24 protein-coding genes and 1 riboswitch are annotated in these 24638 nt (G+C 61.6%); of the genes, 9 read left to right on the forward strand and 15 right to left on the reverse strand.

Going from position 1 to position 24638, the window contains the following annotated elements:
• Positions 1 to 168: 168 nt before the first annotated feature.
• Positions 169 to 1509 carry a hemolysin family protein gene (locus tag AC6I6H_RS20315; RefSeq protein ID WP_497956117.1) on the reverse strand — a complete coding sequence of 447 codons (1341 nt, stop codon included), beginning with the start codon at positions 1507 to 1509 and terminating at the stop codon, positions 169 to 171.
• Positions 1510 to 1968: 459 nt separating this feature from the next.
• Here AC6I6H_RS20315 and AC6I6H_RS20320 point away from each other — a divergent pair, with 459 nt between their 5' ends.
• A complete protein-coding gene (locus tag AC6I6H_RS20320) occupies positions 1969 to 3048 on the forward strand; it encodes an AI-2E family transporter (protein ID WP_497956119.1) in 1080 nt (359 codons plus the stop codon).
• A gap of 35 nt (positions 3049 to 3083) precedes the next feature.
• Positions 3084 to 4448 carry a TrkH family potassium uptake protein gene (locus tag AC6I6H_RS20325; RefSeq protein WP_497956121.1) on the forward strand — a complete coding sequence of 455 codons (1365 nt, stop codon included), beginning with the start codon at positions 3084 to 3086 and terminating at the stop codon, positions 4446 to 4448.
• Positions 4449 to 4638: 190 nt separating this feature from the next.
• Here AC6I6H_RS20325 and pdaA read toward each other — a convergent pair whose 3' ends face one another.
• The 5 genes from pdaA to AC6I6H_RS20350 form a co-directional block, all read right to left on the reverse strand.
• Positions 4639 to 5421, reverse strand: coding sequence for a delta-lactam-biosynthetic de-N-acetylase (pdaA, locus tag AC6I6H_RS20330; RefSeq protein ID WP_497956123.1), 783 nt, complete (start codon positions 5419 to 5421; stop codon positions 4639 to 4641).
• 197 nt (positions 5422 to 5618) lie between these two features.
• Entirely contained in the window at positions 5619 to 6389 is a 771-nt protein-coding gene (locus AC6I6H_RS20335; protein ID WP_497956125.1) for a MerR family transcriptional regulator, read from the reverse strand.
• Positions 6390 to 7212: 823 nt separating this feature from the next.
• On the reverse strand, positions 7213 to 8046 hold the full coding sequence (locus tag AC6I6H_RS20340) for a sugar phosphate isomerase/epimerase family protein (protein ID WP_497956127.1): 834 nt from the start codon (positions 8044 to 8046) through the stop codon (positions 7213 to 7215).
• A gap of 45 nt (positions 8047 to 8091) precedes the next feature.
• On the reverse strand, positions 8092 to 9084 hold the full coding sequence (locus AC6I6H_RS20345; protein ID WP_497956129.1) for a zinc-dependent alcohol dehydrogenase: 993 nt from the start codon (positions 9082 to 9084) through the stop codon (positions 8092 to 8094).
• A 237-nt stretch (positions 9085 to 9321) separates the two neighbouring features.
• Complete coding sequence (locus AC6I6H_RS20350; RefSeq protein ID WP_497956131.1) at positions 9322 to 10239, reverse strand: SDR family oxidoreductase; 918 nt, start codon at positions 10237 to 10239, stop codon at positions 9322 to 9324.
• A gap of 305 nt (positions 10240 to 10544) precedes the next feature.
• On the opposite strand from AC6I6H_RS20350, the gene AC6I6H_RS20355 reads away from it, so the two are divergent.
• Positions 10545 to 10718: a hypothetical protein gene (locus AC6I6H_RS20355; protein ID WP_497956133.1), complete on the forward strand. Its 174-nt coding sequence runs from the start codon at positions 10545 to 10547 to the stop codon at positions 10716 to 10718.
• Positions 10719 to 10810: 92 nt separating this feature from the next.
• On the opposite strand, the gene thiH is transcribed toward AC6I6H_RS20355, so the two are convergent.
• Genes thiH through AC6I6H_RS20390 form a run of 7 tightly spaced genes read right to left on the reverse strand, consistent with a single transcriptional unit; the run spans position 10811 to position 16616 of the window.
• Positions 10811 to 11935 (reverse strand): 2-iminoacetate synthase ThiH, encoded by a 1125-nt coding sequence (thiH, locus tag AC6I6H_RS20360; protein ID WP_497956135.1) that lies wholly within the window; start codon positions 11933 to 11935, stop codon positions 10811 to 10813.
• A gap of 34 nt (positions 11936 to 11969) precedes the next feature.
• A complete protein-coding gene (locus AC6I6H_RS20365) occupies positions 11970 to 12737 on the reverse strand; it encodes a thiazole synthase (protein WP_497956137.1) in 768 nt (255 codons plus the stop codon).
• A gap of 19 nt (positions 12738 to 12756) precedes the next feature.
• Positions 12757 to 13788, reverse strand: coding sequence for an ABC transporter substrate-binding protein (locus tag AC6I6H_RS20370; RefSeq protein WP_497956140.1), 1032 nt, complete (start codon positions 13786 to 13788; stop codon positions 12757 to 12759).
• A gap of 54 nt (positions 13789 to 13842) precedes the next feature.
• Complete coding sequence (locus AC6I6H_RS20375) at positions 13843 to 14904, reverse strand: ABC transporter permease (RefSeq protein WP_497956141.1); 1062 nt, start codon at positions 14902 to 14904, stop codon at positions 13843 to 13845.
• Positions 14891 to 15673 (reverse strand): ABC transporter ATP-binding protein, encoded by a 783-nt coding sequence (locus tag AC6I6H_RS20380; RefSeq protein ID WP_497956143.1) that lies wholly within the window; start codon positions 15671 to 15673, stop codon positions 14891 to 14893. The genes AC6I6H_RS20375 and AC6I6H_RS20380 overlap by 14 nt, the downstream gene beginning before the upstream one ends.
• Positions 15674 to 15723: 50 nt before the next feature.
• Positions 15724 to 15927, reverse strand: a complete 204-nt coding sequence (thiS, locus tag AC6I6H_RS20385) for a sulfur carrier protein ThiS (RefSeq protein WP_497956145.1) — start codon at positions 15925 to 15927, stop codon at positions 15724 to 15726.
• Entirely contained in the window at positions 15924 to 16616 is a 693-nt protein-coding gene (locus AC6I6H_RS20390) for a thiamine phosphate synthase (RefSeq protein WP_497956147.1), read from the reverse strand. The genes thiS and AC6I6H_RS20390 overlap by 4 nt, the downstream gene beginning before the upstream one ends.
• A gap of 125 nt (positions 16617 to 16741) precedes the next feature.
• A riboswitch (TPP riboswitch) is annotated at positions 16742 to 16842 on the reverse strand.
• A gap of 187 nt (positions 16843 to 17029) precedes the next feature.
• Here AC6I6H_RS20390 and AC6I6H_RS20395 point away from each other — a divergent pair.
• Together AC6I6H_RS20395 and AC6I6H_RS20400 are read left to right on the forward strand one after the other, a co-directional pair.
• Positions 17030 to 17197, forward strand: coding sequence for a hypothetical protein (locus tag AC6I6H_RS20395; protein ID WP_497956148.1), 168 nt, complete (start codon positions 17030 to 17032; stop codon positions 17195 to 17197).
• Positions 17198 to 17237: 40 nt separating this feature from the next.
• Positions 17238 to 18137, forward strand: coding sequence for an alpha/beta fold hydrolase (locus AC6I6H_RS20400; protein WP_497956150.1), 900 nt, complete (start codon positions 17238 to 17240; stop codon positions 18135 to 18137).
• 262 nt (positions 18138 to 18399) lie between these two features.
• Here AC6I6H_RS20400 and AC6I6H_RS20405 read toward each other — a convergent pair whose 3' ends face one another.
• Positions 18400 to 19182, reverse strand: a complete 783-nt coding sequence (locus AC6I6H_RS20405) for a TspO/MBR family protein (protein WP_497956152.1) — start codon at positions 19180 to 19182, stop codon at positions 18400 to 18402.
• A 172-nt stretch (positions 19183 to 19354) separates the two neighbouring features.
• Here AC6I6H_RS20405 and AC6I6H_RS20410 point away from each other — a divergent pair, with 172 nt between their 5' ends.
• Positions 19355 to 20122 carry a GNAT family N-acetyltransferase gene (locus AC6I6H_RS20410; protein ID WP_497956154.1) on the forward strand — a complete coding sequence of 256 codons (768 nt, stop codon included), beginning with the start codon at positions 19355 to 19357 and terminating at the stop codon, positions 20120 to 20122.
• 189 nt (positions 20123 to 20311) lie between these two features.
• On the opposite strand, the gene AC6I6H_RS20415 is transcribed toward AC6I6H_RS20410, so the two are convergent.
• Positions 20312 to 20956 carry a metal-dependent hydrolase gene (locus AC6I6H_RS20415; RefSeq protein ID WP_497956155.1) on the reverse strand — a complete coding sequence of 215 codons (645 nt, stop codon included), beginning with the start codon at positions 20954 to 20956 and terminating at the stop codon, positions 20312 to 20314.
• A gap of 203 nt (positions 20957 to 21159) precedes the next feature.
• On the opposite strand from AC6I6H_RS20415, the gene AC6I6H_RS20420 reads away from it, so the two are divergent.
• The 3 genes from AC6I6H_RS20420 to AC6I6H_RS20430 all read left to right on the forward strand — a co-directional run bounded on the left by AC6I6H_RS20420 (position 21160) and on the right by AC6I6H_RS20430 (position 24541).
• Complete coding sequence (locus AC6I6H_RS20420) at positions 21160 to 22860, forward strand: amidohydrolase (protein ID WP_497956157.1); 1701 nt, start codon at positions 21160 to 21162, stop codon at positions 22858 to 22860.
• Positions 22861 to 22890: 30 nt separating this feature from the next.
• The gene (locus AC6I6H_RS20425) at positions 22891 to 23502 is read left to right on the forward strand and encodes a DJ-1/PfpI family protein (RefSeq protein WP_497956159.1); all 612 of its coding nucleotides are present in this window, start codon (positions 22891 to 22893) and stop codon (positions 23500 to 23502) included.
• Between the two features lie 508 nt (positions 23503 to 24010).
• Entirely contained in the window at positions 24011 to 24541 is a 531-nt protein-coding gene (locus AC6I6H_RS20430) for a YfiT family bacillithiol transferase (protein WP_497956161.1), read from the forward strand.
• Positions 24542 to 24638: the final 97 nt, after the last annotated feature.

Here is a 24638-nt window from a genome sequence, read left to right on the forward strand (position 1 = left end):
AGCCGCCGCGCGCCGAGCTGCCGCGCGCCGGAGGCCGCCGCGCCCGAGGCTGCCGCGCGCCGAGGCCGCCGCGCGCCGAGCCGCCGCGCGCCGAGGCTGCCGCGCCGGAGGCTGCCGTGCGCCGTGGCTGTCGCGCGTCGGGCGGCTCCGCAAGCCGGCTGGCGGCCGCTAGACGGTCGCTTCCCTGAGCAGGTCTTCGTCGTAAGGCAGGGCGTGCACCTTGATCCGGTTGATCCGCAAATTGTCGAGCTCCGTGATCTCGAACTCCACGTCCTTGTAGGCGACCCGGGTGCCGAGCTGCGGTTTGTCGGAAAGCTGCTGGTAGAGCCAGCCAGCGATCGTATCCACTTCCTCGTCCTCGATGTCGAGGTGGAACAAGTCGTTTACTTTGTCCAGCAGGAAGCGGCCGTCGATTGAAGTATATGTATCGAAAACCTCCACCTCGGGTTTGTCTTTCTCCAATTCGTCGTGAATGTCTCCGACGATTTCCTCCAGCACGTCCTCCATGGTGACAATGCCGGCGGTTCCGCCGTATTCGTCGACCACCACGACCATGTGCACGCGGTCGCGCTGCATGACGCGAAGCACCTGGCTGATTTCCATCGATTCCGGAATATGGGGCACCGGGCGGACGAAGGCTTCCACGTCGATCGAGTCCCGGGCTTGCGTAAGCGCAGCCGTGTAGATATCGGAAGATATGACAATGCCCCGAATATCGTCCTTATCCTCGTGGACAAGGGGATAGCGGGTGTGGCGGGTTTTCATGACGATGTCGAGGTTTTCCTCAAAAGTGAGGTCCGTGTACAGGCATTCGACCATAATCCGGGGGATCATGACCTCGCGTGCAATCCGTTCCGAAAATTCGAAAATGTTTTCCACCAGGGCGAGCTCGTTCTCGTCGATGTGGCCGCTTTTCTGGCTTTCCTTCATCAAAATGCGGATTTCTTCTTCCGTATGTCCGGCATCGTGCTCGCTTGCAGGCTGCACGCCGATCCAGCCCAGCATCTTGTTCGCCGCGCCGTTCAAAATCCAGATCAGGGGATAGGTCAGCTTGTAAAACCACATCAGAGGCGCGCTTAACCACATCGAGGTGGCCTCCGAGCGAAAAATGGCGATGGACTTGGGCGCAAGCTCGCCCAGCACAATATGCAGAAAAGTGATGATGGCAAAAGCGGTACCGAGGGCAATCGGATGCACGAGGGATTCGGACGCGCCGGCCCATTCGAGCAGAGGACCGACCACAAGATCGGCGATGGCGGGTTCGCCCACCCAGCCGAGTCCGAGCGATGCCAGCGTAATGCCGAGCTGACAGGCGGAGAGATAGGCGTCAAGCCGCGAGGTGACATGCTGGGCAATGCGGGCCCGGGCGTTGCCGGCTGCGACCAGCTCCGCCAGACGGCTGCCGCGCACCTTCACCAGCGCGAATTCGGCCGCCACAAAAAAGCCGTTTAAAAACACCAAAAAGCCAACCAAAAGCAAGTTTAGAAAAATTGATAAACCATCTTCCAAATGGTCATCCTCCCCGCACGGGTTCGGATATTCACCTCCGGGATTTTTGAGTTCAGTGTGTCAGCGAATAGGACGAAGCTATGCTTCAACTCTCCAACTCAATCACCCCCTTTTTGATCATTATAAAGAGTACAGGAAAAAGAAACAATAAGTGGAGAAGGAAGGATACGATCCGATAATACAGCATATGCCATAGCAAAAGTCCCCATGAAGGAAGACCAAGCCGGAAAACGGCGAAAAATCGGCCGGGGCAGGCGGAACGAACGGATCATCGGAAAAAGGCGGAAATTTCGGAACCGGAAGGACGGGTGGCGCGTAATGAATGGGAATGTCCCTCCCCTTGGACAAAATGCCGCGAACGGCGGGGAATCCGCTTTGCCGGGGGAACAGGAAACGGCTAAAATGAAAGAAGACACGGTCGACGGAGCAAGAAACATTCGAGTTGAAAGAGGTTGGCAGATGCTCAAAAACTATTATTCCGCGCACTACAAAAGCCTGAACCGCGTGCTGATTCTGGCGGCGCTGCTCCTGATCGTCATCCTGCTGAGAGGCATTTTGAACCTGGCGCTGATTACCTTCATCATCGCCTTTCTGATGAACCGCGCGGAGCAGGGGTTAAGCGGCATCCTGCAGCGCCGGCTGAAAATCCGGGTGAAGCCGCAGGTGATCGTGCTTTTTCTGTACGCGCTTATGATCACGCTGCTCGCCTTCGGAATCGCGAAGTATTTTCCGGTCGTGATCAACCAGTTCACGCAGCTGGTGAACAAAATCAGCGCCATCAAGCTGGAGCCGCAGGAAAACGAAGTGATCAACTATTTTGTCGAGAAACTGAACAGTCTTGATCTGGCCAGCTATTTTCAAAAAGGCTTCGACATTCTGCTCGGCTATGCGACGAATATCGGCAAATGGGGGCTGACCATTTTTCTGTCCCTGCTCCTCAGCCTGTTCTTTTTGCTGGAGAAACAGCGGATCCTCCGATTTACCCGAAAGTTCAAGACAAGCAAAATCTCGTTTTTTTACGACGAGCTGGAGTATTTTGGCACCCGGTTTGTCAATTCCTTCGGCAAGGTCATCGAGGTGCAGTTTCTGATCGCGGCGATCAACTGCGGGCTGTCCGTCATCATGCTGTGGATTCTCGGGTTTCCCCAACTGGTGGCGCTCGGCGTGATGATTTTCCTGCTGGGGCTTATTCCGGTGGCGGGTGTCGTTATTTCGCTGGTCCCGCTGAGCTTTATCGCCTACGGCATCGGAGAGATCCGGATGGTGATTTACGTGCTGGCGCTTGTCGCCGTCATTCACGCCATCGAAAGCTACGTGCTCAACCCGAAGCTGATGTCCTCCAAAACGCATCTGCCGGTGTTTTATACGTTTGTCGTGCTGATTTTCGGCGAGCATTATTTCGGCGTCTGGGGCCTGATCCTGGGCATCCCGCTGTTTATCTTCCTGCTGGACCTGCTGGATGTGCAGCCGGAGGACGGCCCGATTTCCCCCGCCCCCGCCGCGGAATCCGGCGCGCCTCCGGCTCCGCCGACGGTGTAAGATAACCCAATGAATGGAGAGCAAAAGAGGGACCGATGAGAAGAAGGCTGCATGAAAGAAACTGGTACTGGAAGCTCAACCCGCCCCAGGTGCTGGCGCTCGGCTTCATCGGCATCATCCTGGCCGGATCGGTGCTGCTGGCTCTTCCCGCCGCGTCGGACAGCGGGGAGCCGCTTTCCTACCTGGACGCGCTGTTTACCTCCACGTCAGCCGTTTGCGTCACCGGCCTTACGGTGGTGAACTCGGGCGGCCATTTCAGTTTGTTCGGCGAGCTGGTGCTGCTGACGCTGATCCAGATCGGCGGGCTCGGGTTTATGACGATGGCGACGCTCATCGCCTTGCTGCTCCGCCGCCGGATCACCTTTAAGGAGCGCCTGATTTTGCAGGAGGCGATGAACCAAAGCTCCGTTGAAGGAATCGTCCGGCTGATCCGCCGTGTGCTCGTCTACGCGCTTATCATCGAAGGCGTCGGAGCGCTGCTTCTGACCCTGCATTGGCTGGCCGAGCTGCCGCTGGGACAAGCGCTCTATTTTGGTCTGTTTCACAGCATTTCCATTTTTAACAACGCGGGCTTTGATCTGTTCGGGGAGCTGCCGGGCCACCCCGGCATGGCCGATTATGTGAACGATCCTTTCGTGAACGGGGTCTCGATCGTCCTGATTATTTTGGGCGGCATCGGCTTTATCGTAATCGCGGATCTGCTCAGTTACCGCAAAACGCGAAAGCTGACCCTGCACAGCAAAGTGGTGCTTTCGGTGTTCGGGGCGCTCATCGCGCTTGGAGCGGTGGTCATTCTGATCTTTGAATTCACCAACCCGCTGACCCTGGAGCGGCTTCCCTTCGGCGGAAAAGCGCTGAGCTCGGTGTTTCAGTCGGTGTCGGCCCGGTCCGCCGGGGTGACGACGCTCGATATTGCCTCCATGCGGCAGGCGACGCAGTTTTTTCTGATCATCCTGATGTTTATCGGAGCGGCGCCGGGCTCATCCGGGGGCGGCATCAAGGTAACGACCTTCGCCATCCTGGTCGGCGCGATGATCGCCATGCTGCGCGGCAAAGAGGACATCGTCATGTTCCGCCGCCGGCTGCCCAAAGACCGCGTAAACAAAGCGATCACCTTTACGCTGTTTTCTTTTTTCGCGGTGGTGCTCGCCACCATGCTGCTGTCCACGACGGAGAACTACCCGTTTCTCGGCATCTTTTTTGAGGTGGTTTCCGCCTACGCCACCGCCGGGCTGTCAATGGGGCTGACGCCGCAGCTGACCGCCTTCGGCAAAATTTTGCTCATCGTGCTCATGTTTGTCGGGCGCCTGGGGCCGGTTACGCTGGCGTTTGCTTTAACGCCCAAGCCGTCAGAAAAAGATTTGTACCGCTACCCCGAAGGAAAAATCACCATTGGCTGATTGGCCGCGGTCTGGGGCCGGCGGATTCGCAAGGTTTTCTTTTTCGGCTGTGCATAAGAACTTCAGGAAGGACCTCCCGGAAGCGCAAGCAGCTGCTGCCCGGAGGTCCTTTTTTTGTCTGCCGGCCAGGGCTTGCGCTTCCCGTGATGCAAAACGGCTTCAGTATCGGTTCCCGTGACGCAAAACGGCTTCAGTACCGTTTCACCTGAAGCTGGTCGAGGCTTTTGAACTCGTACCCGAGCGCCCGGGCGTCGTCAATGATCTGCCCCATGGCGTCTGCATTGTCCCGGGAAACGGCGTGCAGCAGGATGACGGCGCCGGGATGCAGCTGCGCCCGCACCTGGCTGCGCGCATAGCCTGCGCCGCGGACCTGCTTCGTGTCCCAATCCTTGTACGCGACCGACCAGAAGACGCTGGTATAGCCGTCCGCTGCCGCCGCTGCCAGCACCCGCTCGCTAAACACGCCCCGCGGGGGGCGGAAAAAGCTCATGCCCGGTTTTCCGGTCACTTCCTCGACCGCCTTTTTGACTTTGGCCAGCTCCTCGGAAATTTTTGCGTTTGAAATGTTTGTCATATCGGGGTGGCTCCAGGAGTGATTGCCGATGAGATGCCCTTCCGCCGCCATCCGGCGTACCAGGTCAGGCTGATCCTTGACGTAGTGGCCGGTCAGAAAGAAGGCGGCCGGGACTTTTTTCTCCTTCAGCACGTCAAGAATTTTCGGGGTGCAGCCGTTCTCGTAGCCGTTGTCAAAGGTCAGGTAAAGCTCTTTTTGCGACGTATCGCCCAGGAAGACCGCTCCCTGTTTTTCCAGGACCGCTTTAAAACCTTCTTCGTTAATGGAGGGCATCGACCCGTTGCGGCTTTTTTTAAAGCCGAAGTTGAACGGGCCGCCGGGTGCGGACGCTTCCGCCCCGGAAGGCAGCGTCCCGAGCAGCAGCAGGGCGCAGGCAAGCAAACTTATCATGCGTTTCATCGGCATTCCTCCCAGGTTCGTTTTGCTCGGAGATAGGATGCCTCTCGGCCGGAAAAATATGTACGGACGGTTGGAAGCGAACGGAAACGAACGGGAAGCGAACGGGGAGTGAAGGGGAAGCGAACGGAAAGTGAACGGGGAGCGAAGCAAAAAGAGACGCCGGCCGTCGAGCCGAAGCGTCTCGTTTGATGCGGCTGTCAGTTGCCGGCCTCCAGCCGGTCGCAGTAATAAGCCATCGCGTCCCGCAGAAAAGCGGACAGTCCGGCGCCGTACCGGTCGATGTTGGCCGTAAAACGTTCGTCCGCGACGTACATCTCCCCAAGCCCGCGGAAAATTTCCGGCGTGCAGTCGTAGTAATGTTCCGTGATGTGGCTGCGCAGCGCCGCCACCTGCTCCTGCACCGCCGCGTCCTGCGGACCACGGTCCATCAAGCCGGCCACAGCGGCAAAAATGCCGTCCATCTCGCCCTGCGCCTTTTTCCAATCCTCTTTGCTGTAGCCTTCCACCCGTTTCTCCACCGCTTCCACCGTTTCCGCCCCGTATTTCCGGCGCGCCTCTTCGGCATATTTGCGTCTATGTTCATCCAGCGGCGTTGTGTCGAAGCTTTCGAACATTTCCTTTTCGCTCATCGCCTTTCCTCCTTCAATCGCACTCAGCGTTTTATCGACTGTGAAAAGGATGTCGTCCAGCCGTTTGCGCTTGGCGAAGAGAAGCTCGCGCTGCGCCAGCAGGGCTTCCCGCCGGTCGAAATCGGGCCGGTCCAGCAGATCTTTGATTTCCGTAAGCGGAAAGCCGATCTCCCGGAAAAACAAAATGGTTTGCAGCCGGGCCAGCTCCCGGTCCGTGTACATGCGGTAGCCCGCGGCGCTGACCGAAGCCGGGGGGAGCAGGCCGATTTCGTCGTAATGGTGCAGCGTGCGCACGCTGACCCCGCTGAGCGCGGCAATCTCTTTGACCTTGTAAGGCATGGTCGTCACCTCCACAATCCGGAGTATAAGGGCTCACGCTGCGTGAGGGTCAAGGGGGCGGGGAGCGGAATTTTTTACGCAGGCGCTGGGGAACGGGGTGGAGAGTGGGGCGGGGAGCGCAACTGCGGGGCGGCGGTGCTGGGATTAAGGCGGGAAGAGCGCAACTGTGGAGCGGCGGTGCTGGGAGCATGGCGGGAAGAGCGCAACTGCGGAGCGTTTGGGTCTTTGGCCGCTGTTGTTTTTGGATTTCTTTGATTGGAGTTTGGAGAAGAGGAAATCCGAAAACAAAGGCGGGCGCTAGCGCTCCTCCGCCCCAAACGTCCTTCGTTGCTCTGTCCGCCGAGAGCTTGCTGCCGTTTTGTCAGCCGCTGCTCCCTTGCGGCCTGGGACGACGATAACTATCGTTCCGACTCGCACGAAAAGGAGAAGAATGCCGCACCAGCGGGCCTGGTTTAGTTGCGGTATGGGCTTCCGTGAAGCGCCGCCGCGGCGCGCATGAGTCCAAGCAAGACTTTTTCTTGAATGTGGTTGGCCCCTGTCTCGTTTCGTCCACCGCCCTGCGCTAACGGTTGCCACAGCGCTTAATCGAGCCAAAATCGCGTTTTTTTTGCGCTAACGGTTGCCACGGGGCTTATTTTGAGAAAAACAGGCCGGATCGACCCGAAAAAGCTTCAATAAGCTCTGTGGCAACCGTTACAATTTGCATCCCCTCATTTTTGGGCTAATAAGCTCTGTGGCAACCGTTAGAGTTACCCTTGAGGAGGAATTCCAAGACATCGGCGAATTAACCACTCCTCATCCGCCCGGCGGATGCCGCTGCTTTTTACAAAGATATGTTCAGCTCCGAGGCGGTCAGCCGGACAAAGGACGCGGCCTGGCGGTATTCCGCCGGTGTGGAAAGGTGCTCCAGCAGCAGCGGCGTGTTCGGGTCGAGCTTGTCCAGCTCGCTCAGCAGCGTGCGGTAATCAAGCGCTCCCGTTCCGGGAATGGCTTCGTCCAGATGCACCGTCAGCTTGTCCGCCAGCCGGATGTCTTTGGCATGGCAGCTTTTGATATGGGGGCCCAGCCGGGCAAAAAAGTCCCGGATCATCGCCCCGTTGCCGAAATACAGACGCGGCGAGGCGATCAGGTTGACGGGATCGAAGTGAACGGCGAAGGCGGGACGGTTGATCGCGCGAATGAGCTCCAGATACGAATCCGCGCTGTCGGGATAAGCCCACGGCATCGTCTCCAAGGCAAAAAAGGCCTGCTTCGGGTCCACCGCATCGATGATCTCCCGAACGGTATCGACGATGAGGGCAAAGGTGTCGGGCGTGAAATTGGCTTCGTGCGGGCCGTCCCACTGCTCTCCGCGAGAGCCCGATATGTTCACGCAGCAGCGCGCCCCGATGCGCTCGGCCAGGTCGAGCCGCTTCTGGCAGAAGGTCAGCGCCTCGCGACGCGTGTTTTCGTCGGGAGAAATCGGATTGCTCCAGGCACCGACCTCGGCGATCAAAATGCCGCGCTTCTGCGCCTCCAAGCGGAAGCGCTCCACCGTCCCGCTGTCCGCCTCATGATCCACCGGGCAGACGGCGGCCCGGTAGCCTTCGTCCAGCACGGCCTGTGCCCACACCTCCGGATCGGATGTCTCAACAAATACGGGCCCGCCCAATCGCATGACGTGTCCTCCTATCGTTCTGGTTTTTTTAAAAGGCGGGCGAGGTCAGCGGACCACAACGGCTTTCAGCAAACCGTTGTCCCCGGAGATGACCTGGCCGAACGTATCAGGCAGATCCTCCAGCGCAAAGCGGTGCGTCACAAAGGCGAGCGGATCGATGCTGCCCGCCGCGATCAGCTCCTGCACGGCTTGTCCGGCTTCCATCGTGGAATAAAGCGAGCCGACAATCGTCAGGTGCTTGTGGATGATCCGGCTCGATTCCAGGGTGACTTTGGCTCCTTCGCCGATGGCGACAAGCGTGCCCCCGACGCGCAGCGTCTCGAACGCCAGCTCGTACGAAGCCGGTTTGCCCGAGCATTCCAGGACATAAGCCGGTCCTTCCTCGCCGAAAAACGCCTCCATTTCCTCCGTCAGCCGGCCGGACGAAGCAAACGCCGCTTCCGCACCCAGCGCAAGCGCCCGTTCGCGCCGTTCCGGCACCGGGTCGATCGCAGCGACCCGAGCCCCGCGCAGACGGGACAAGGCAACGGCCGCCAGGCCGATCGGGCCGCAGCCGGTTACCAGCACGGTATCGCCGGCTCCCATCCCGGTGCGTCCGATGGCCGAGTAGGGGGTTCCCCAGTTATCGAAGATCAGGCTTCCTTGCTCGTACGTAAGGGAGGGGGTCAGCTTCAGGCAGTTCCGCTCGGGCACCGCCAGCTTTTCTGAAAAGCCGAAGCCCATGTGCGTGTGCGTCCGGCAGCGGACGTATTCGCCCTTCCGGCAGGCTTCGCATTCCCCGCAGCCGCGCACATTGTTCACCGCGACGCGGTCCCCGGGCCACAGGCTCCGAACGCCGGGGCCGACGGCGGTCACGAGTCCCGCTACTTCGTGTCCGGCCACATAATCGGACGGCTCCTCCACATGCCAGAACCATTTATCCGAGCCGCAAATGCCGCAGGCCTTCATTTCCACCACGACTTCGCCGGGTCCGGGCTCGGGCGCTTCGGTTTGCACCACGCTGAGCTGCCCCGGCCCGAACGCTTTTACCTGTTTCATGAAATAAGCTCCTCCTGTCTGTCCAGGCTGCAATGGGTTCCCCTCTATTATACCAGCGGAGCTTAGGCGCATGCGAACCCCGGCGGCCGGGGAGAACGGAGGACGGGGCAGAGAGGCAGAGGAGCCAGAAGAGGCAGAGAGACGGCGGGGCAAAGACGCAGCGGAGGCAGGCAGAGAAAAAAGCAAAGCCTTTCCGGGCGGGAAGGGAAAAGGCGGCGGCCCGCCCGGCGTTGCGGCCTACGTCGTGACCATTTGGCCTCCGTTGACGTGGAGGACCTCCCCGGTGACGTAGCGGGAGTCATTGGAGGCGAGGTAAACATAGGCCGGCGCAAGCTCGAAAGGCTGAGCCGCCCGTTTTAGCGGCGTGTCCGCGCCGAAGCGGGACACCTCGGGTGCCGGGAACGAGGCCGGAATCAGCGGCGTCCACACCGGGCCCGGCGCGACCGCGTTCACCCGGACGCCGCTTTCGGCCAGCTGCAGCGCCAGCGAGCGCGTAAACGAGACGACCGCTCCTTTGGTGCTGGAGTAATCCAGCAGCTCGGGCTGGCCGGCATAGGCGACGACGGACGCCGTGTTGATAATCGCCGAACCCGGTTTCAGGTGGGGCAGCGCGGCCTGCGTCAGAAAAAAGTAGGAGAAAATATTGGTTTGAAACGTCAGATAAAGCTGCTCCTCCGTCACGTCGAGAATGCTGCGCCTGACAAATTGCACGGCGTGGTTGTTAACGAGCACATCAAGGCGGCCAAAGGCTTTCACGGTCCGTTTTACCGCGTCAAAGCAAGCTTCCCGGCTTCTTAAATCGGTCTGAATAAGCAGGCAGCGCCCGCCGAGCCCTTCGATATACGCTTTCGTCTCCGCCGCGTCCCGCGCTTCGTCCAGATAAGCGATCGCGACGCCGGCACCTTCCTTGGCGAAAGCGACGGCTGCCGCACGTCCGATGCCGCTGTCGCCGCCGGTGACGAGCGCGGTTTTTCCGGCCAGCTTGCCGCTTCCGGTGTAACCGGGATTATCGAAAATCGGCCGCGGGTTCATCAGGTATTCCATTCCCGGCTGCCGCTGCTGGTGCTGGGGAGGGAAAGGGAGCGGGGCTTCCTCGCAAACCGTTTCTTTGCTGTAATAAGGGTAAACCGGGTAAGGCAAATCCGTTTTGGACATGCTGTAGCGTCCTCCTTTTATGCACTCCCGAAGGGGTGCGGCACGAAATGCGCGATGCTCCATTGTATGGGCGAATTTGCGAAGAGTGCCTATTGAGAATGGACTGAGAAGACGCTTTAAAGAAGTAAAGCGAAGAAAAACGCCGAAAAACGTTTCTTTCGCCCCGCCTGTTTCCCGTAAATCGTCAAAAATGCGCGGAAAAGGGGGCATACGGCGGATCGCTGCGTTTTCATCCTTCTTTCATCCGTTTTATAATGGGAACTAGCGTAAAAAGAGACGAGAAACCAAAAGGGGAGTGGAGTATTTTGACGCACCACCAGCTGCTTGAACGCCGTTCGGAAATGTTGAGACGAAAAATGCAGGAAATGATCCTGCAGCAGAACAGCAAAGGGTTAAGCGGGCAGGACAAACAGTCCTTGCAGCGTGTGATCAAACAATTCCACCAAAATGCGCATGAGCTGCACGACAGCAAGGCGTAACCTTGACCGGTCCCGCTAAGGGCACGGCGCAGGACAAAAAACGGCACCCGGGGCGGGGTGCCGTTTTTTGCGCGAGGCGGGATTGGACAAATTCAGGCGTAAAGCGGATCGGAGAGAATGTCCCAATCCTTGAATACCGGCTGAAGGCCGCTTTGGAGCAGCATCCGCCGGATTTCGGCGACGCTGCGCTCGTCCGAAATTTCGAACTGGGGGGTCCCGCCGCCTTCCGTGTGCCCGCCGACTTCGGTGGACACCCCGGCCGACATTCGGGTGACGCCGAGGTGAATCAGCCGGTCGCGCAGCTCCGGCCGTTCCCGGGTGGACAGCGTAATGCCCGCGCCCGGCAGAAACAGCCGGTAGGCCAGGATCGCCTGCACCAGGTTTTTGTCGGACACCGGGCTTAGCGGGCTCTGGCCGCCGAGAAAGGGGCGGAAGCGGGGCGCGGACAGGCCGATTTCCACGTCGGGGTAGCGCTCCTCCAGATACCGCGCATGCATGGCGGTAAAGAAGGCGTCCCGCCGCCAGTCGTCAAGGCCGAGCAGCGCGCCGATTTGCACGGCGCGGAAGCCCGCCTCGCAGCCCCGTTCGGGACCGTCCAGCCGGCTGCGGAAATTCCGCTTCGGTCCCTTGAGGTGAAGATTCCGGTACGCTTCCCGGCGGTACACCTCCTGATAAAGCGTCAGGCTGTCCGCTCCGGCCCGGACCGTTTCCCGGTATTCGCCGGTTTCCAGCGGATACACCTCCAGCCCGATGGAAGAGAAATACCGGCGCAGGGTCCGGATGCAGTCGGTGAGGTAGGAAACCGGCGTCTCCCGCCGGGAATCGCCGGTCAGAAGGAGCACATGCTTCAGCCCGGTCGCCGCCACGGCCTCCGCCTCCCGCGCCAGCTCTTCCATGCCGAGCTTCCTGCGCGGGTACTGGAATTCGGCGCTGAAGCTGCAGTACGTGCAGCGGTTGACGCAGTAATCGGCGGCATAGAGCGGGGTGAACAGCTGCATCGTATGCCCGAACCGGGCCCGCGTCAGCTCCTGCGCCCGGACGGCCATCTCCTCCAGCATCGGTTCGGCGGCGGGCGAAAGCAGGGCAAGCAGGTCGCGCTCGTCCGGGCGAGCGCGGGAAATTGCCCGGCGCACATCGTCCGTGCTGAATTCCCGGAGCCGGAACGGGTACTCGGGGTACTCCCGCTCCAGCCGTTCCAAGGTGTCGTAAAAACTCATGAGGCGACTCTCCTTTCAGGATGAAGGGTGGAGCTTAATCGAGAAAGCCGGTCAGCGGCGAGGAAGCGGCGGCCTGCCGGGAAACGGGACCGAGCCCGGACAGATAGGCCAGCCGGCCGGCGCGCACCGCCTCGCGGAACGCTTCGGCCATGCCGAGCGGGTCGCGGGCGGTGGCGATCGCGGTGTTGAGCAGCACCGCCGCCGCGCCCATTTCCATCGCTTCGGCCGCTTCGGACGGCTTTCCGATCCCGGCGTCCACGATGACGGGGACATCCAGCTCGTCGATCAGAATGCTCACCAGCTCCCGGGTGCGAATCCCCCGGTTGCTGCCGATCGGCGAGCCAAGCGGCATGACGGCCGCCGCGCCCGCGTCCCGCATCCGCAGGGCGGCGGACAGGTCGGGGCTCATGTACGGCAAAACCACAAAGCCTTCCCGGGCCAAAACATCCGTCGCGCGAAGCGTCTCCAGGTTGTCCGGCAGCAGGTGCTTCTGATCCTGGATCACTTCAATCTTGATCCAGTTGCCCATGCCGGCCGCCTTGGCCAGCCGGGCGATGCGGACGGCTTCCTCCGCCGTCCGCGCGCCCGATGTATTGGGCAGCAGCGTCATCCGCCCGGGAATATGGGTCAGGATGTTTTCCTCCCCGGCCTCGGGATCGACCCGCCGCAGCGCGACGGTGATCACCTCCGCACCCGAGCGCTCCACCACCTCCGGGATCAGGGTGTTGCGGCTGTATTTTCCGGTTCCGATGAAGAGCCGGCTCTCCAGCGTTTTTCCTCCGATAACAAAAGGGTCGTACACGGCCCTCGCCTCCTTTCGGTTACTCCCCGGCAATCGGAGCCAGGGCTTGGGCGGGATCGAGTTCCCGCTCCAGCATGCCTTCCTTCCGCAGCCAATCCGCCGTTGCTGTCCAGGATGCGGGCTTCAGCGCGCCGAATGCGGCTCCTTCGTCCTCCATCAGGGGCAGCAGCAGCGACAGGCTTTCTTTTTCCAGATCGGCGTCCAGCGGGGCGCTTTCTTCCTGTTTGTCAAGCAAAATCCGAAGCGCATCCTCGGGATGCTCTTTGGTGTAGGCGAAGCCTTTGCTTGCGGCGCGCCAGAACTTTTGCAGGGCGTCCTTGCGCGTTTCCGCGGTTTTGGCGCTTGCGGCCAGCACCAGCTCGGAATAGTCGGGCACGCCGAATGCGGTATAGTCGACGGCGCGGACGGAGTAGCCTTCCTTCGCCAGCATCAGCTTCTCGTGGTTCAAAAAGCCGCCGCTGATCGCGTCCACCTTGTCCGCCCCGAGCGCGGGGACGAGGTCCCAGCCGATGTCCGTCAGCTTGACGGCACCGGGATCGCCTCCGTCGGCTTCGACGGCTGTGCGCACCAGCGCTTCGTTGAGCGGAATGGAAGGGAAGCCGACGGTTTTGCCGGCCAGATCCTTCGGCGTTTCGATGCCGCTGTCCGTCTTGGTCAGCAGGACGTTGAGCGGGTGGCGGACGACGGAAGCGAGCGCCACCACGTCGATGTCCTCCGCCCGGGCGAGCAAAAGCTGCGGCTCGTAGGTGAGCGAAAGGTCCACGTTGCCGGCGGCGGTCATTTTGAGCGGATCGTTCGTCTCGGCGGGCATGACGATCTCCACGTCAAGCCCTTCGTCGGTGAAATAGCCTTGGTCCAGTGCGGCGTACAAAAAGGTATGAACGGCATTGGGGTACCAGTCCAGCATCAGGCGGAGCTTCTGCGTATCGCCGTCTGCGGCATTTTTGCCGGAGCCGCAGGCGGACAGCGCCAGCAGCAGAGCCGGAACGAGCAGCAGGGCGGCTTGACGGCGCCTGCGGCGGAAAGCGTTCGGTCGGTTGGTACGGGTCAAAGGAAAATCCCTTCTTTCGGATCAAGGATGGTGGGGAAACGGCGCGCGACTTTCCTAAAAGCGGAACGGGCGCCAGCTTCGGCTGCGCCGCGACGGGCTGCGCCGCAAGGGGCCGGTTCGGCCCTGCGTCCAGGGCAGCAGCCGGCGCTCCAGCAGTGACGCGAGCAGAAAAAGAGCCAGGCCAAGCAGGGAAAGCAGCAGCACGGCGGCGAACAGGCCGTCGGCCTTCATCGTTCCGGCCATCCGGCGGCTGAAATAGCCGAGCCCGGAATCGGCGCCGAGCCATTCTCCGATGGTCGCTCCCACGACGCTGAAGACAAGCGCCATTTTGACCCCGGTGAAAAAAGGCGGGAGCGCCATCGGAAGCTGGGCCCGGCGAAAAACGAACCAGCGGCTCGCGCCCATTGAGCGAAGCAGCTCGCCGTATTCCTTTTCCCCCTGCGCGAGGCCGTCGTAGGTGCTCACCGTCACCGGAAAGAACGCCAGCAGGAAGGTGACGGCGACCTTGCTCCACAAGCCGTAGCCGAACCACAGCATGAACAAGGGAGAGAGGGCGATCAGCGGGATCGTCTGGCTGGCGATCAGCAGCGGATAAACTGCCCGGCCGAAGCGGGGCCGCAGATGCATGAGCGCCGCAAGCGAGGCTCCGGCGGCGGCCGAGAGCAGAAAGCCGGCTCCCGCCTCCAGCAGGGTGCGGGGCAGGTGGACGGCGAACAGCGGCTCCCGGTAGCGCCACAGCGCGGCGGCAACGGCGCTCGGGGCGGGCAGGATGTAAGCAGGAACCGCGCCGGCGCGGCAGACCGCTTCCCAGACGGCCAGCAGGACGGCGGCCGCCAAAAGGGGCCACAGTGCGCCGGAGCCGAGCCTAGCCCCCGGCGCTGCGCCGCTTCCGATCCGGGCTTTGGCGGCGTCCGGCCTTCGTGCGGCGTTCGGCAGCGGAGTGTCCGGCCTGCGCTGCGCGCCGGGCCGTGCGAAGACCGGCCCCTGTGCGGAGTCGCGGCTTTGGGCGTGCGGCGCGTCCGGCTGTGCGGTGTCCGGCCTGCGCTGCGCGTCGGGCCGTGCGGCGTCCGGCGGGAGCGCGGAGCGTGCGTTCGCCGGTTCGTCAGGCTTCGTCATCGGCAAGCTCACCCTCCAGTCTCCGGCGCAGCTCCAGAAAAGCCGGCTCGTAAATTTGCTCCGGACGGCGGGGCCGCGCCAAAGGCACCGCCACTTCCGCGGGCGGCCTTCCCGTGCCGGGGCGCGGCAGACAGACGATCCGGTCGGCGAGCAGCAGCGCTTCCTCCAGATCGTGCGTGACCAGAAGCACGGTCCGGCCCAGGCTTTCCCAGAGGGAAAGCAGCCAGACGTGCATGCTCCGCCTGGTCATCGCGTCCAGCGCGCCGAACGGCTCGTCAAGCAGCAGGAGCGGCTTCCCGGCCAGCACCGTGCGCAGGAAAGCGACCCGCTGCCGCATGCCGCCGGACAGCGTGGCGGGGTAAGCGTCCCGCCACTGCGCCAGGCCGAAGCGGCGCAAGCCTTCCTCCGCTTCGCGCACAAGCGCGGGACCGCTTTGGCCGGCTGCCTCGCCCGCGAGCATCGCATTTTGCAGCACGGTGCGCCAGGGGAGCAGCAGATCCTTTTGCGGCATATAGGCGGACCGGCCGATCCGTTCCGCGGCGGCGAGCGGCGCGGAACGCGAGAGCCGGATTTCGCCCGCATCCGGCTCCAGCAGCCCGGCGACGAGCTTCAGCAGTGTGCTTTTGCCGCAGCCGCTCGGGCCGATCAGGGCGACCAGCTCGCCTTCCCGGGCGGTCAGGCCAAAGCCGGCGAAGAGCGGGGGACCCGGTTCGCCGGGATAGCGGTACTCCAGCCCGCGAACCGCGAGCATGGCAGGGTGTTGGTTCATGGGTTTCTCCTTTCCGGGGGAGCCGGATTGCGCTTTAACCAAAGCGCAGCTCAGCCGCCGCCGACAAAATGCACCAGCTCAATGCGGTCGCCCTCGGCGAGCCGCGAGGACGCGTAGCTGTCCGCCAGCCGGATTTCGCCGTTCAGCTCCGCCACGAGCTTCCGGCCCTTCCATTCGGGCTGCTCCAGCAAATCCGCCAGCGTCCGGCAGGACTCGTCCAGCTCCAGGGTCCGGCCGTTCACGTTCACTTTCATTTCCGCTCACCTCCCCCGCCGCCGGAAGGCTTTTTGCTTTCCGGCGGAAGCCCGGCGGCATCGCCCGCCGGGCTTCCGCTTCCGGCGAGAGCGGCGCGGTCCGCCGCCTCCCGGTAGCGGCGCGCTGCGCGGACGGGGTCGTCCGCCGCGCCGATCCCGGACAGGAGGGCAAAGCCCGCTGCGCCCGCCGCCAGCACTTCCTTCGCATGCTCCGGGCGGATGCCGCCGAGCGCGATGACCGGGATGCGGCAGCGGCGGACCGTTTCCGCGAGTCCGGCGAGCCCGCGCCCCGGGAGGCCGGGCTTGGAGGCGGTCGGAAACACGTGGCCGTACAGCGCGTAGTCCGCGCCCGCCGCCGCCGCTTCCTCGGCTTCCTCGGGCGAATGCACGGAGCGGCCGACCCGCAGGAACGGCCATCGCGGCTTGACCGCCGCGGGGGGCAGGCTGTGCCAGGCCAGCTGCACGCCTCCGGCTCCGGCCAGCAGGGCGGCGTCAATCCGGTCGTTGACGACCAGCTTCTCCGGCGGCAGACCGGCCGCAAGCAGCCGTTCGGCATAGCCGAGAAGCTCGCGGGCGGAGGCGGTTTTGTCCCGCAGGTGGATGAAATCGACAAATACCTGCGCGTCCGCCGCCAGCTGCGGGTGCGGAAAGGGGGCGTTCAGAATCCAGTGAAGCTCGGGATAAACCATCTTTATCGCTTTCTCCTTTCGCACGGCTTCGGCAAACGCAAAAAGACCGCTCCGGCAGAGGAGCGGTCGAAAGAATCGAACGGAATCGCCACGGGAAAACCGGTAAAAAGGCCCCGGACGGACGCCGTCATTCGTTCCCACTTCCCTCCGCCGGTATGACCCGGATCAGGTTCAAAGGGTCCGGACGTTCGTCCATCTCAGCCTTGCGGCCCCCCCAGTGTGAATGCTGCGCAGCGGCGCGGTTAAACGCGCCGGTTGGAATTCCTCCCCATCTTAACACAAAAATGAACGGCGGCAACCCGTTTTTTTGCAAAAATGTTCTGGCGGCCCGTCCGTAAAACAAGTACAATGATGGGAAAAATTGCACAGCGGAAGGCGGGAACGGCACATGGCGTTATGGGGGACGGCGGTAAATGCGGCGGCAATCATCCGGCTTGATCGGGCGGGTGATTCCCAAAACGAAGGAAAGCATGCACCAGAACATGCTGCACGCGGGCGGCCTTTTTACGTGCGTCATCGGCTTGTCCTTGGCGATCAAAAGCGGGGAGCCGTATCGTAAGCAGCGGCAACTCTTTGGATGAGAAGGTTCGGTTATTACTACATAATAAGGAGTCTTAACGGATGATCGAGAAGCGGATAACATTGGAAAACTCTATTCAGTTAAATGTAAGATATTCAACTGAGTCTAAGCCTGTCATCCTGTTCCTTCACTTCAGCGGCGGTACGTTGAACATGTGGGACGGGATACTGCCTCTTTTCTCCAAGTCGTACCGGATTGTAGCGCCCGATCTGCGCGGACATGGAAAGTCGGATAAACCGGAGACGGGCTATCATATTGAAGATATGGCGAACGATGTGTATCTTCTGCTTCTGGCACTAAAGATCGACGTCTGTCATGTTGTAGGCAGCTCAATGGGGGCGGAGGTTGGGCTATGCCTGGCAGCCTCCCACCCGGAGAAAGTTGCATCATTGGTTTGCGAGGGCGCATTATACAATGAGTTCGGAGAATTCGGGTTATTTAATGGCAGCGAGGAAGAGATCGAGCGGGAAAAAGGTATGATGCGCGTTCAACTATCGGAGCGTAAAATTCCGAAAGCCGATTCGCGGGAGGAATATCTTGCCGAGGCAAAAGAGGGTTTCGTAAAGCAAGGTGTCTGGAACAAGCACGTCGCATCCTTTCTCGAGAGCACCATGGTCGAGACAGAGGAAGGAACGATTGTCAGCCACTATCAGAATCATGTGAGATCGGAATATATTCAGAAATATTGGGAGGTTGCATTTGAAAACTATTATTCAAGAGTACAGTGCCCGATCTTGTTCCTCCCTAGCGAAGAGGAACGGAATAATGAAGGAATCAGGCATAGTTTGAAGGCATTCAGCTCCATGGTGTCCAAATTCGAAATAAAAAATATACCCGGCTCTATTCATGCTTATGTTTGGATGCAAATGCCAAAAGAAGCGGGAGAAACCGTTAAGGCTTTTTTGGATCAGATGAATAATGAAAACGGAAGGACGGCATGACCGCGCTGGTGCTCACGCCCGGCCTCGGGCTCCGGTGGCATCCTGATCATCGGGTGGGGTTAAACTTGCCGGAAATCCAAAAAGTCCGCGCCGCCGACCTGCTGCCCGCCCTGGTCGTCATGGCGGTGCTGGTCGGCGCAACGCGGATGCGGTAAATCGGGCGGCGGCGGGCGTGAAGAGAGAGGTCGCTTGCGCTTGAAGCCGCGGTGGGCCGCCTTTCCTCCGGCGCGTATCCGGACGGGAGGCGGCCCGGCCGCTTTTGTCAGCGCACGCGGGCGGGTTTTGCCCCAGTGCGTCCCCCGTTCCGGTTAAACAATCGCAGGACGATAAAGAACACCAGAAACGCCGCGAACACGAGCGCCGTCCACATAACGAAGGGGTAATTCCGCTGCTCGACGGCAATGCCGATAAACGCCCAGACAAAGACAAGCATAAACGGGATGTCCTTGTACCGCCAGCCGATCCATAGCGCCAGTCCGAGCGCGACGGCCATAAGCAGCACGGCCCAGGTTTGGGAGGACAGGCCGAAGCCGTTCCAATCGCTTTCCATGAGAAGGATCGTGATGTTGACGATCGTGGCGACGCTGATCCAGCCCAGATAGATGCTGAACGGCAGGCGGACAAACCAGCGTTCTCCCACGGTTGAAGAGCGGGAGAGCGAGCGCACGTTTACATAAATCGCCATCAGGCTGATCAAAAGCAGCGCGATGACGATGGTCGACCAGACCAAATCCTCGGCATGCCACAGGAACAGCCAGATGATGTTGAACACGCAGGTCAACGCGAACCAGCCGTCGGTTTTCCGGACGATCTCCTTGTTTTGCGACGCGGGCAATGCCTGATACACCATAAAAACGCCCAGGAGAACATAAATCAGCGCCCAGATGCCGAACACGTATCCGGCCGGCGTGATGTGCGTATGGAACTTGTCTGAAATTTCACCGGTCGTGCGCCCGTAAAAGGGAAGGGCGTTGGACAAGTAATTGACGATTAAAACGGCAACGTAAAGCACGGGATTCAGCCAGCGGAAAAGCGGTCGGTTCATGTGGTTGGACACCTCCGGGTATGAGCTTGTTCTTATTTTTACCCTCTCCCGGAGGAAAAAGAACGCCGAAGCCCAAAAAATTTACCGGATGGTTAATTTTATCGCGGACGGGGGCGCCGCTGGAACTTGAGGCGCCGCCGGCGGCACAAGGAGAGACGGAGGGGAACGAAGCATGAACAAGACGATCCGCGATTATCAGGAATGGGCGGCCAACGCTTGGCCTTCCCTGCACACGGTGCATTACGACGGTTGGGTGCTGCGGCTGGCGGACGGCTATACGAAACGGGCCAACAGCGTGCTGCCCCATTATCCGTCCCGCCTTCCGCTGGAGGAAAAGGCGGCCTATGCCGAAGCCTTTTACGCGGCAAAGGGGCAGGCGGCCGTCTTTCAGATGACGGAAGCGGCGGAGCCGGAGGGGCTTGATGCCCTGCTGGCGGAGCGGGGTTATGCGGTGGTCGAGCCGGTAAGCATCCAGAGGCTGCGGCTCGGGGAGCTGCCCGAGCCCGCGCATGACGGCATCCATTTCTCGGGCGGGCTTACGGAAGAGTGGCTGGATGCCTTTTGCGCGCTCAGTCCCCGGCAGGAAATGCACCGTGAGACGATCCGCCGGATGTTCGGCAGCCACCCGCTTGCCTGCCGCTTCGCGGAGCTGAAGGAGGAAGGACGGACGGTCGCCTGCGGGCTGGCCGTTGTCCAGGACAAACGGGCCGGGCTGTTTGACATTGTGACGGACCCGGCGCAGCGCCGGCGCGGGTACGGGGAGTCGCTCGTCCTGCATCTGCTGGGCGATGCAAAGCAGGAGGGGGCGGAGGAGGTTTACCTCCAGGTGCTGGAGGACAATGAGCCCGCCCTGCGGCTGTATGCCAAGCTGGGCTTCGCCGGGCTGTACAAGCAGTGGTACCGGGTGCAGAGCCGGAAGCCGTGTCCCTCCGGCTGCTGAGGACCACCGGCGGGGAGACCGGCGTTTTGCGCCGGGCCGGCCGCCAAGCCGCTCGGACCCGGCTTTTAGCTTGGGGCAAACGCCGGCCGCCAGTGGCGTACCTTGTGAACTGGCTGCGGAGGACTTTGCAAAGGGAACTGGCTGCGGAGGACTTCGCGAACACCGGGGATGCCGGTTTTGCGATCGCGGTTACAGGCGGATTTTGAACGATTTTTTGCCGAGGGGGTACAGCCATTTGACCCCGCTTGGCGTGAGGGTGTCAGCCACAAGATGGGAGGCGTACCCCAGGCCTGCGGCGGCGGCAAGACCGGGAATGCCGAGCTGCTGCTCCAGGTTTTTGCCGATCAGGCTCCAGGCGATCAGCGCCCATAAGGTATGGCTGAGCCCCCGGTGCTTCAGCCAGGGCACCCAGACGACGAAAGCGCCGAGGCCCATGAGCCAGGGGGCGTTTTGGCGCCAGCCGGCGTACAGGAGGGCCACGCCGATCACGCTGACCAGCGCGTTGCGGAGGGTTCCCTCGCGCACCACGAGGCCGAGCAGCAGAGCGATTGCCGCGCCAAGGGTCCATGCGGGCGAGAAGCGGCCATACGCGAAGTATAGGACCGCAGCGTATGCGGCGGCCGCGAGTCCCGCGCCGGGCAGGAGACGGGACAGCAGGCGGGACAGCTTGTCCACGCGCGAGCTCAGCGTCCCGGGGCCGTCGAGGTCCGAGGCAAGCGCGGAGAAGCAGGCGACGGCCGGGTACAGGGCGGAAGCGGGCCAGGACAGCGGATAAGCGGCGGCCAGCGTCACGCCGATAACGGCGCCGATGGCCAGATGGGTCGAACCTTTCATAAGACCTCCGATGCGGATTCGTGATGCAAACATATGTTTGTTTTGCCATTATACAAGTCTTTTGCGGCGAGAGGCAACCAGACTGAGCCCGGAAAAGAAAAGCGGAAGACGAGCGGAATAAGTGAAATCAGGCGGCACTTGCAATCCTTGCGGTGAAAACGGAAAATGCAAGGCAAAGGGAAAAAGGAAGGAGCGTGCGGGAAATGAGGAAGATTTTGTTCATAAACGGAAGGCAGGCGCTCGGAGCTTCCGGCGAACGGAAGCTGGCGGTTTACGTTGAAGACGGCGTGATCCGGGCGGCGGGCGAGGAGGCGGATGTACGGCTTCAGGCCGCCGGGAAACCGTTTGAAACCGTAGACTGGGAGGGCGGTTGGGTGCTGCCGGGACTGGCGGACAGCCACATGCACCTTTCCATGCACGGCATGAAGCTGGCGGCGCTTGATTTCACCGCAGCAAATTCCAAGGAAGACATGCTGCGTCTTTTGCGCGAGCGCGCGGAAGCGACGCCGCCAGGCGAATGGATTCTCGGCCAGAACTGGAACGAGAACGCCTTCCGTCCCGCTGTGGCACCGACCATGGAAGAGCTGGACGCCGTCACGGACCGCCATCCGGTCCTGTTGACCCGGGTCTGCTTCCATTCCTATCTCGGCAACTCGGAGGCGTTTCGCCGGGCCGGCGTGACGGCGTCGACGCCCGATCCGGCGTCCGGCGCGTACGGGCGGGACGCGAGCGGACGGCTGACGGGGCGAATCTACGAGGATGCGGCCGCGCCTTTTCAGGATGTGCTTCCCGAGCCGGATTACACGGCCCGGAAAGACACCATCCGCCGCGCCTGTCTGGATGCGCTCCGCCTTGGCCTGACGGCGGTCCATACGGACGATCTTCGTTACCTGGGAAGCGTGGACACGATGCTGCGCATTTACCGGGAGCTTCATGAGGAAGGGATTCGGCTCCGGACGCACCAGCTGCTGTATTATCCGTTTTTGGAGGAAGCTGCGGCGCTCGGCCTTTCCGGCGGGGCGGGGAACGCCTGGCTCGGTATCGGCGGCGCCAAGATTTTCGCCGACGGGGTGCTGGGCGGGCGCACGGCGCTTCTCGCCGAGCCGTATCACGATGACCCGGGCAGCCGGGGCATCGCCATCCATTCGGAGGAGGCGCTTGACGTCCTTGTGGCCGACGCTCGCCGGCTCGGCTTTCCGGTTGCCGTCCACGCGATCGGGGACGAGGCGGCGGATTTGACCCTGCGGGCGATGGAAGCGCACCCGCTCGCCGCGTCCGGCGGACGCGCGCTGTCCGCCGCCAGCCCGCCTGCCGGCTTGTTTCCCGGCGGCAAGGCTTCGCCCGGCGCTCCGGCATCCGCTCGTCCGGACGCGGGGATGGCCGCAAAGCCGCTCCCGGACCGGCTGATCCACGCGGTGGTGCTGCGGCCCGAGCTGCTTGCGCGCATGCGCGCCCTTCCGCTTGCGGCGGACATCCAGCCGCATTTTGTGACCAGCGATTTCCCCTGGGTCATGGAGCGGCTGGGGCCGGAGCGGGCGGAGTACGGCTACGCGTGGCGCAAGCTGCTTGCGGCAGGCATTCCGTGTGCCGGGGGCAGTGACGCGCCGATCGAGCCGCTGAACCCGTTCCTCGGCCTGTATGCGGCCATCGCGCGCCGCAAGCCGGGCGAGACGCACGAAGGCTACCTGCCCGGCGAAAAGCTGTCCGCGGAAGAGGCCGTCGGCCTGTTCACGCGAGGAAGCGCGCTGGCGGCGGGCGAAGCGAATTTCCGGGGCTCGCTTGCGCCAGGTTATGCCGCCGATTTTACGGTGGTCGACCGCAATCCGTTCGGAGACTCCGAGCGGCTGCCGGAAGCGGCGGCAACGATGACCGTAGTCAACGGAGAAATTGCCTACCGAAGCTGATGGAAGCCAAAAATGCAGGGGGGGATTGCTGTGAGCCGGACACGCAATGTTGCGGTGCTGATTTTCGACGAGGTGGAAGTGCTGGATTTTTGCGGACCGTTTGAGGTGTTTTCGGTAGCGGGGCTGGACGGGGCGCGTTTTCGAGTCTATACCGTGGCCGAAACCGGTCAGCCGGTGCGGGCGCGGGGAGGTCTTGGCGTCAATCCGGCTTATACGCTGGAGGACTGTCCGCCGCCCGATATTCTGGTTGTTCCAGGCGGGAAGGGAACCCGGCGGGAAATGCACCGGCGCGAGCTCGTCAGCTGGATCGAAAAAACCGCTCCGGCGGCGGAAATCGTCATGTCCGTATGCACGGGCGCCCTTCTGCTGGCCAAGGCCGGGCTGCTTGCGGGCAAGCGCGTGACCACGCACCATTCGGCGTACGGCCTGCTGCGCGAAACGGTTCCCGAGAGCGCGAGCGTGGAAGAAAGAGCGCGCTATACCGACAACGGCAGCCTCGTGACATCGGCCGGCATTTCCGCCGGCATCGACCTGTCGCTGCACGTTGTGGCCCGGCTGTTCGGCCGGGAGGCGGCGCTGGCGGCGGCGGATCACATGGAATACGAGGGACGCTGGGAGACGTCGGAGCGACCCGGAAGCTAAGCCCCATCCGATATCGTAGTTTGGAAAAAGCAGTTTAGGGTCGTCCGCCGGCACACGGGCGGTTAAGACCCGAACCCCCTACTATCTCGGGTGCCTTTTGCTCTTAGGGATGGGCAGTAGGTGCATAAAAGCAACTAATCTTGCCCTAATCCGCCACTTTTAGCTGAATAGATGCAAAAAGGCAATTATTTCTCCGGTTTTCTCTGAAAATCGCTTCTTTTTAAAGAAATAAGTGCGTATATGCTACTATTCGCAATAGGAGCGGGATAGCATGGGAAATAAGTGCCGCTCTGCACTTATTCACATCACCGTTGCCTGGGTATCGTTTGCTTGCGGCCCAACCGCTTCATCCCCGCCCTTCATCCCCGCCGCTTGGTTCCGAACCAAGAAGCTTTTGCTAAAAGAACGGCAAGACAAGCAAGCCGGGACGTCAAAAAAGACATCCTTCGTGGATGGGACTTGGACGGAGTTCCGGTTTAAATTTTCGTTCAAAAAAGGAGGAACCCAAATGGAAGATCTTCGGTATCCGATCGGCAAATTCACGCATGCAGGGAACGTAACCCGGAAAGAACGGGAGGAATGGGTGGCGAAAATCGAAGCGCTGCCCGCCGCGCTTGCCCAAGCCGTCGCGGGGCTTACGGACGAACAGCTGGACACGCCGTACCGGGAAGGGGGCTGGACCGTCCGGCAGACGGTGCACCACGTAGCGGACAGCCATCTGAACAGCTATACCCGGTTCAAGCTGGCCTTGACCGAAGAAAAACCGGTCATCAAGCCGTACGCGGAGGACCGGTGGGCGGAGCTTGCCGACGGCCGGTCGATGCCGGTCGAGGTTTCGCTCCGTCTGCTTGAAGCGCTTCACGCCCGCTGGACCGTTTTGCTGCGCTCTCTGGACGAAGAGCAGTGGGGCCGCTCGTTCCATCACCCGGAGTCAGGCGAGGACTTGAAGCTGGCCTACAGCGCCGGGCTTTACGCTTGGCACGGTGCCCATCACCTGGCGCATATCGAACGGCTGAAGGAACGCAAAGGCTGGACGTAACGAATGTGGTGCAGCAGGGTAACGGGACAACCGTATTCAAAACCGCCGCCCAGGGCGCTGATCAGATGCAACGATCCAAAACCGTCGCCCGGGGCGC

The sequence above is a fragment of the Gorillibacterium sp. sgz306347 genome, from assembly GCF_059735245.1.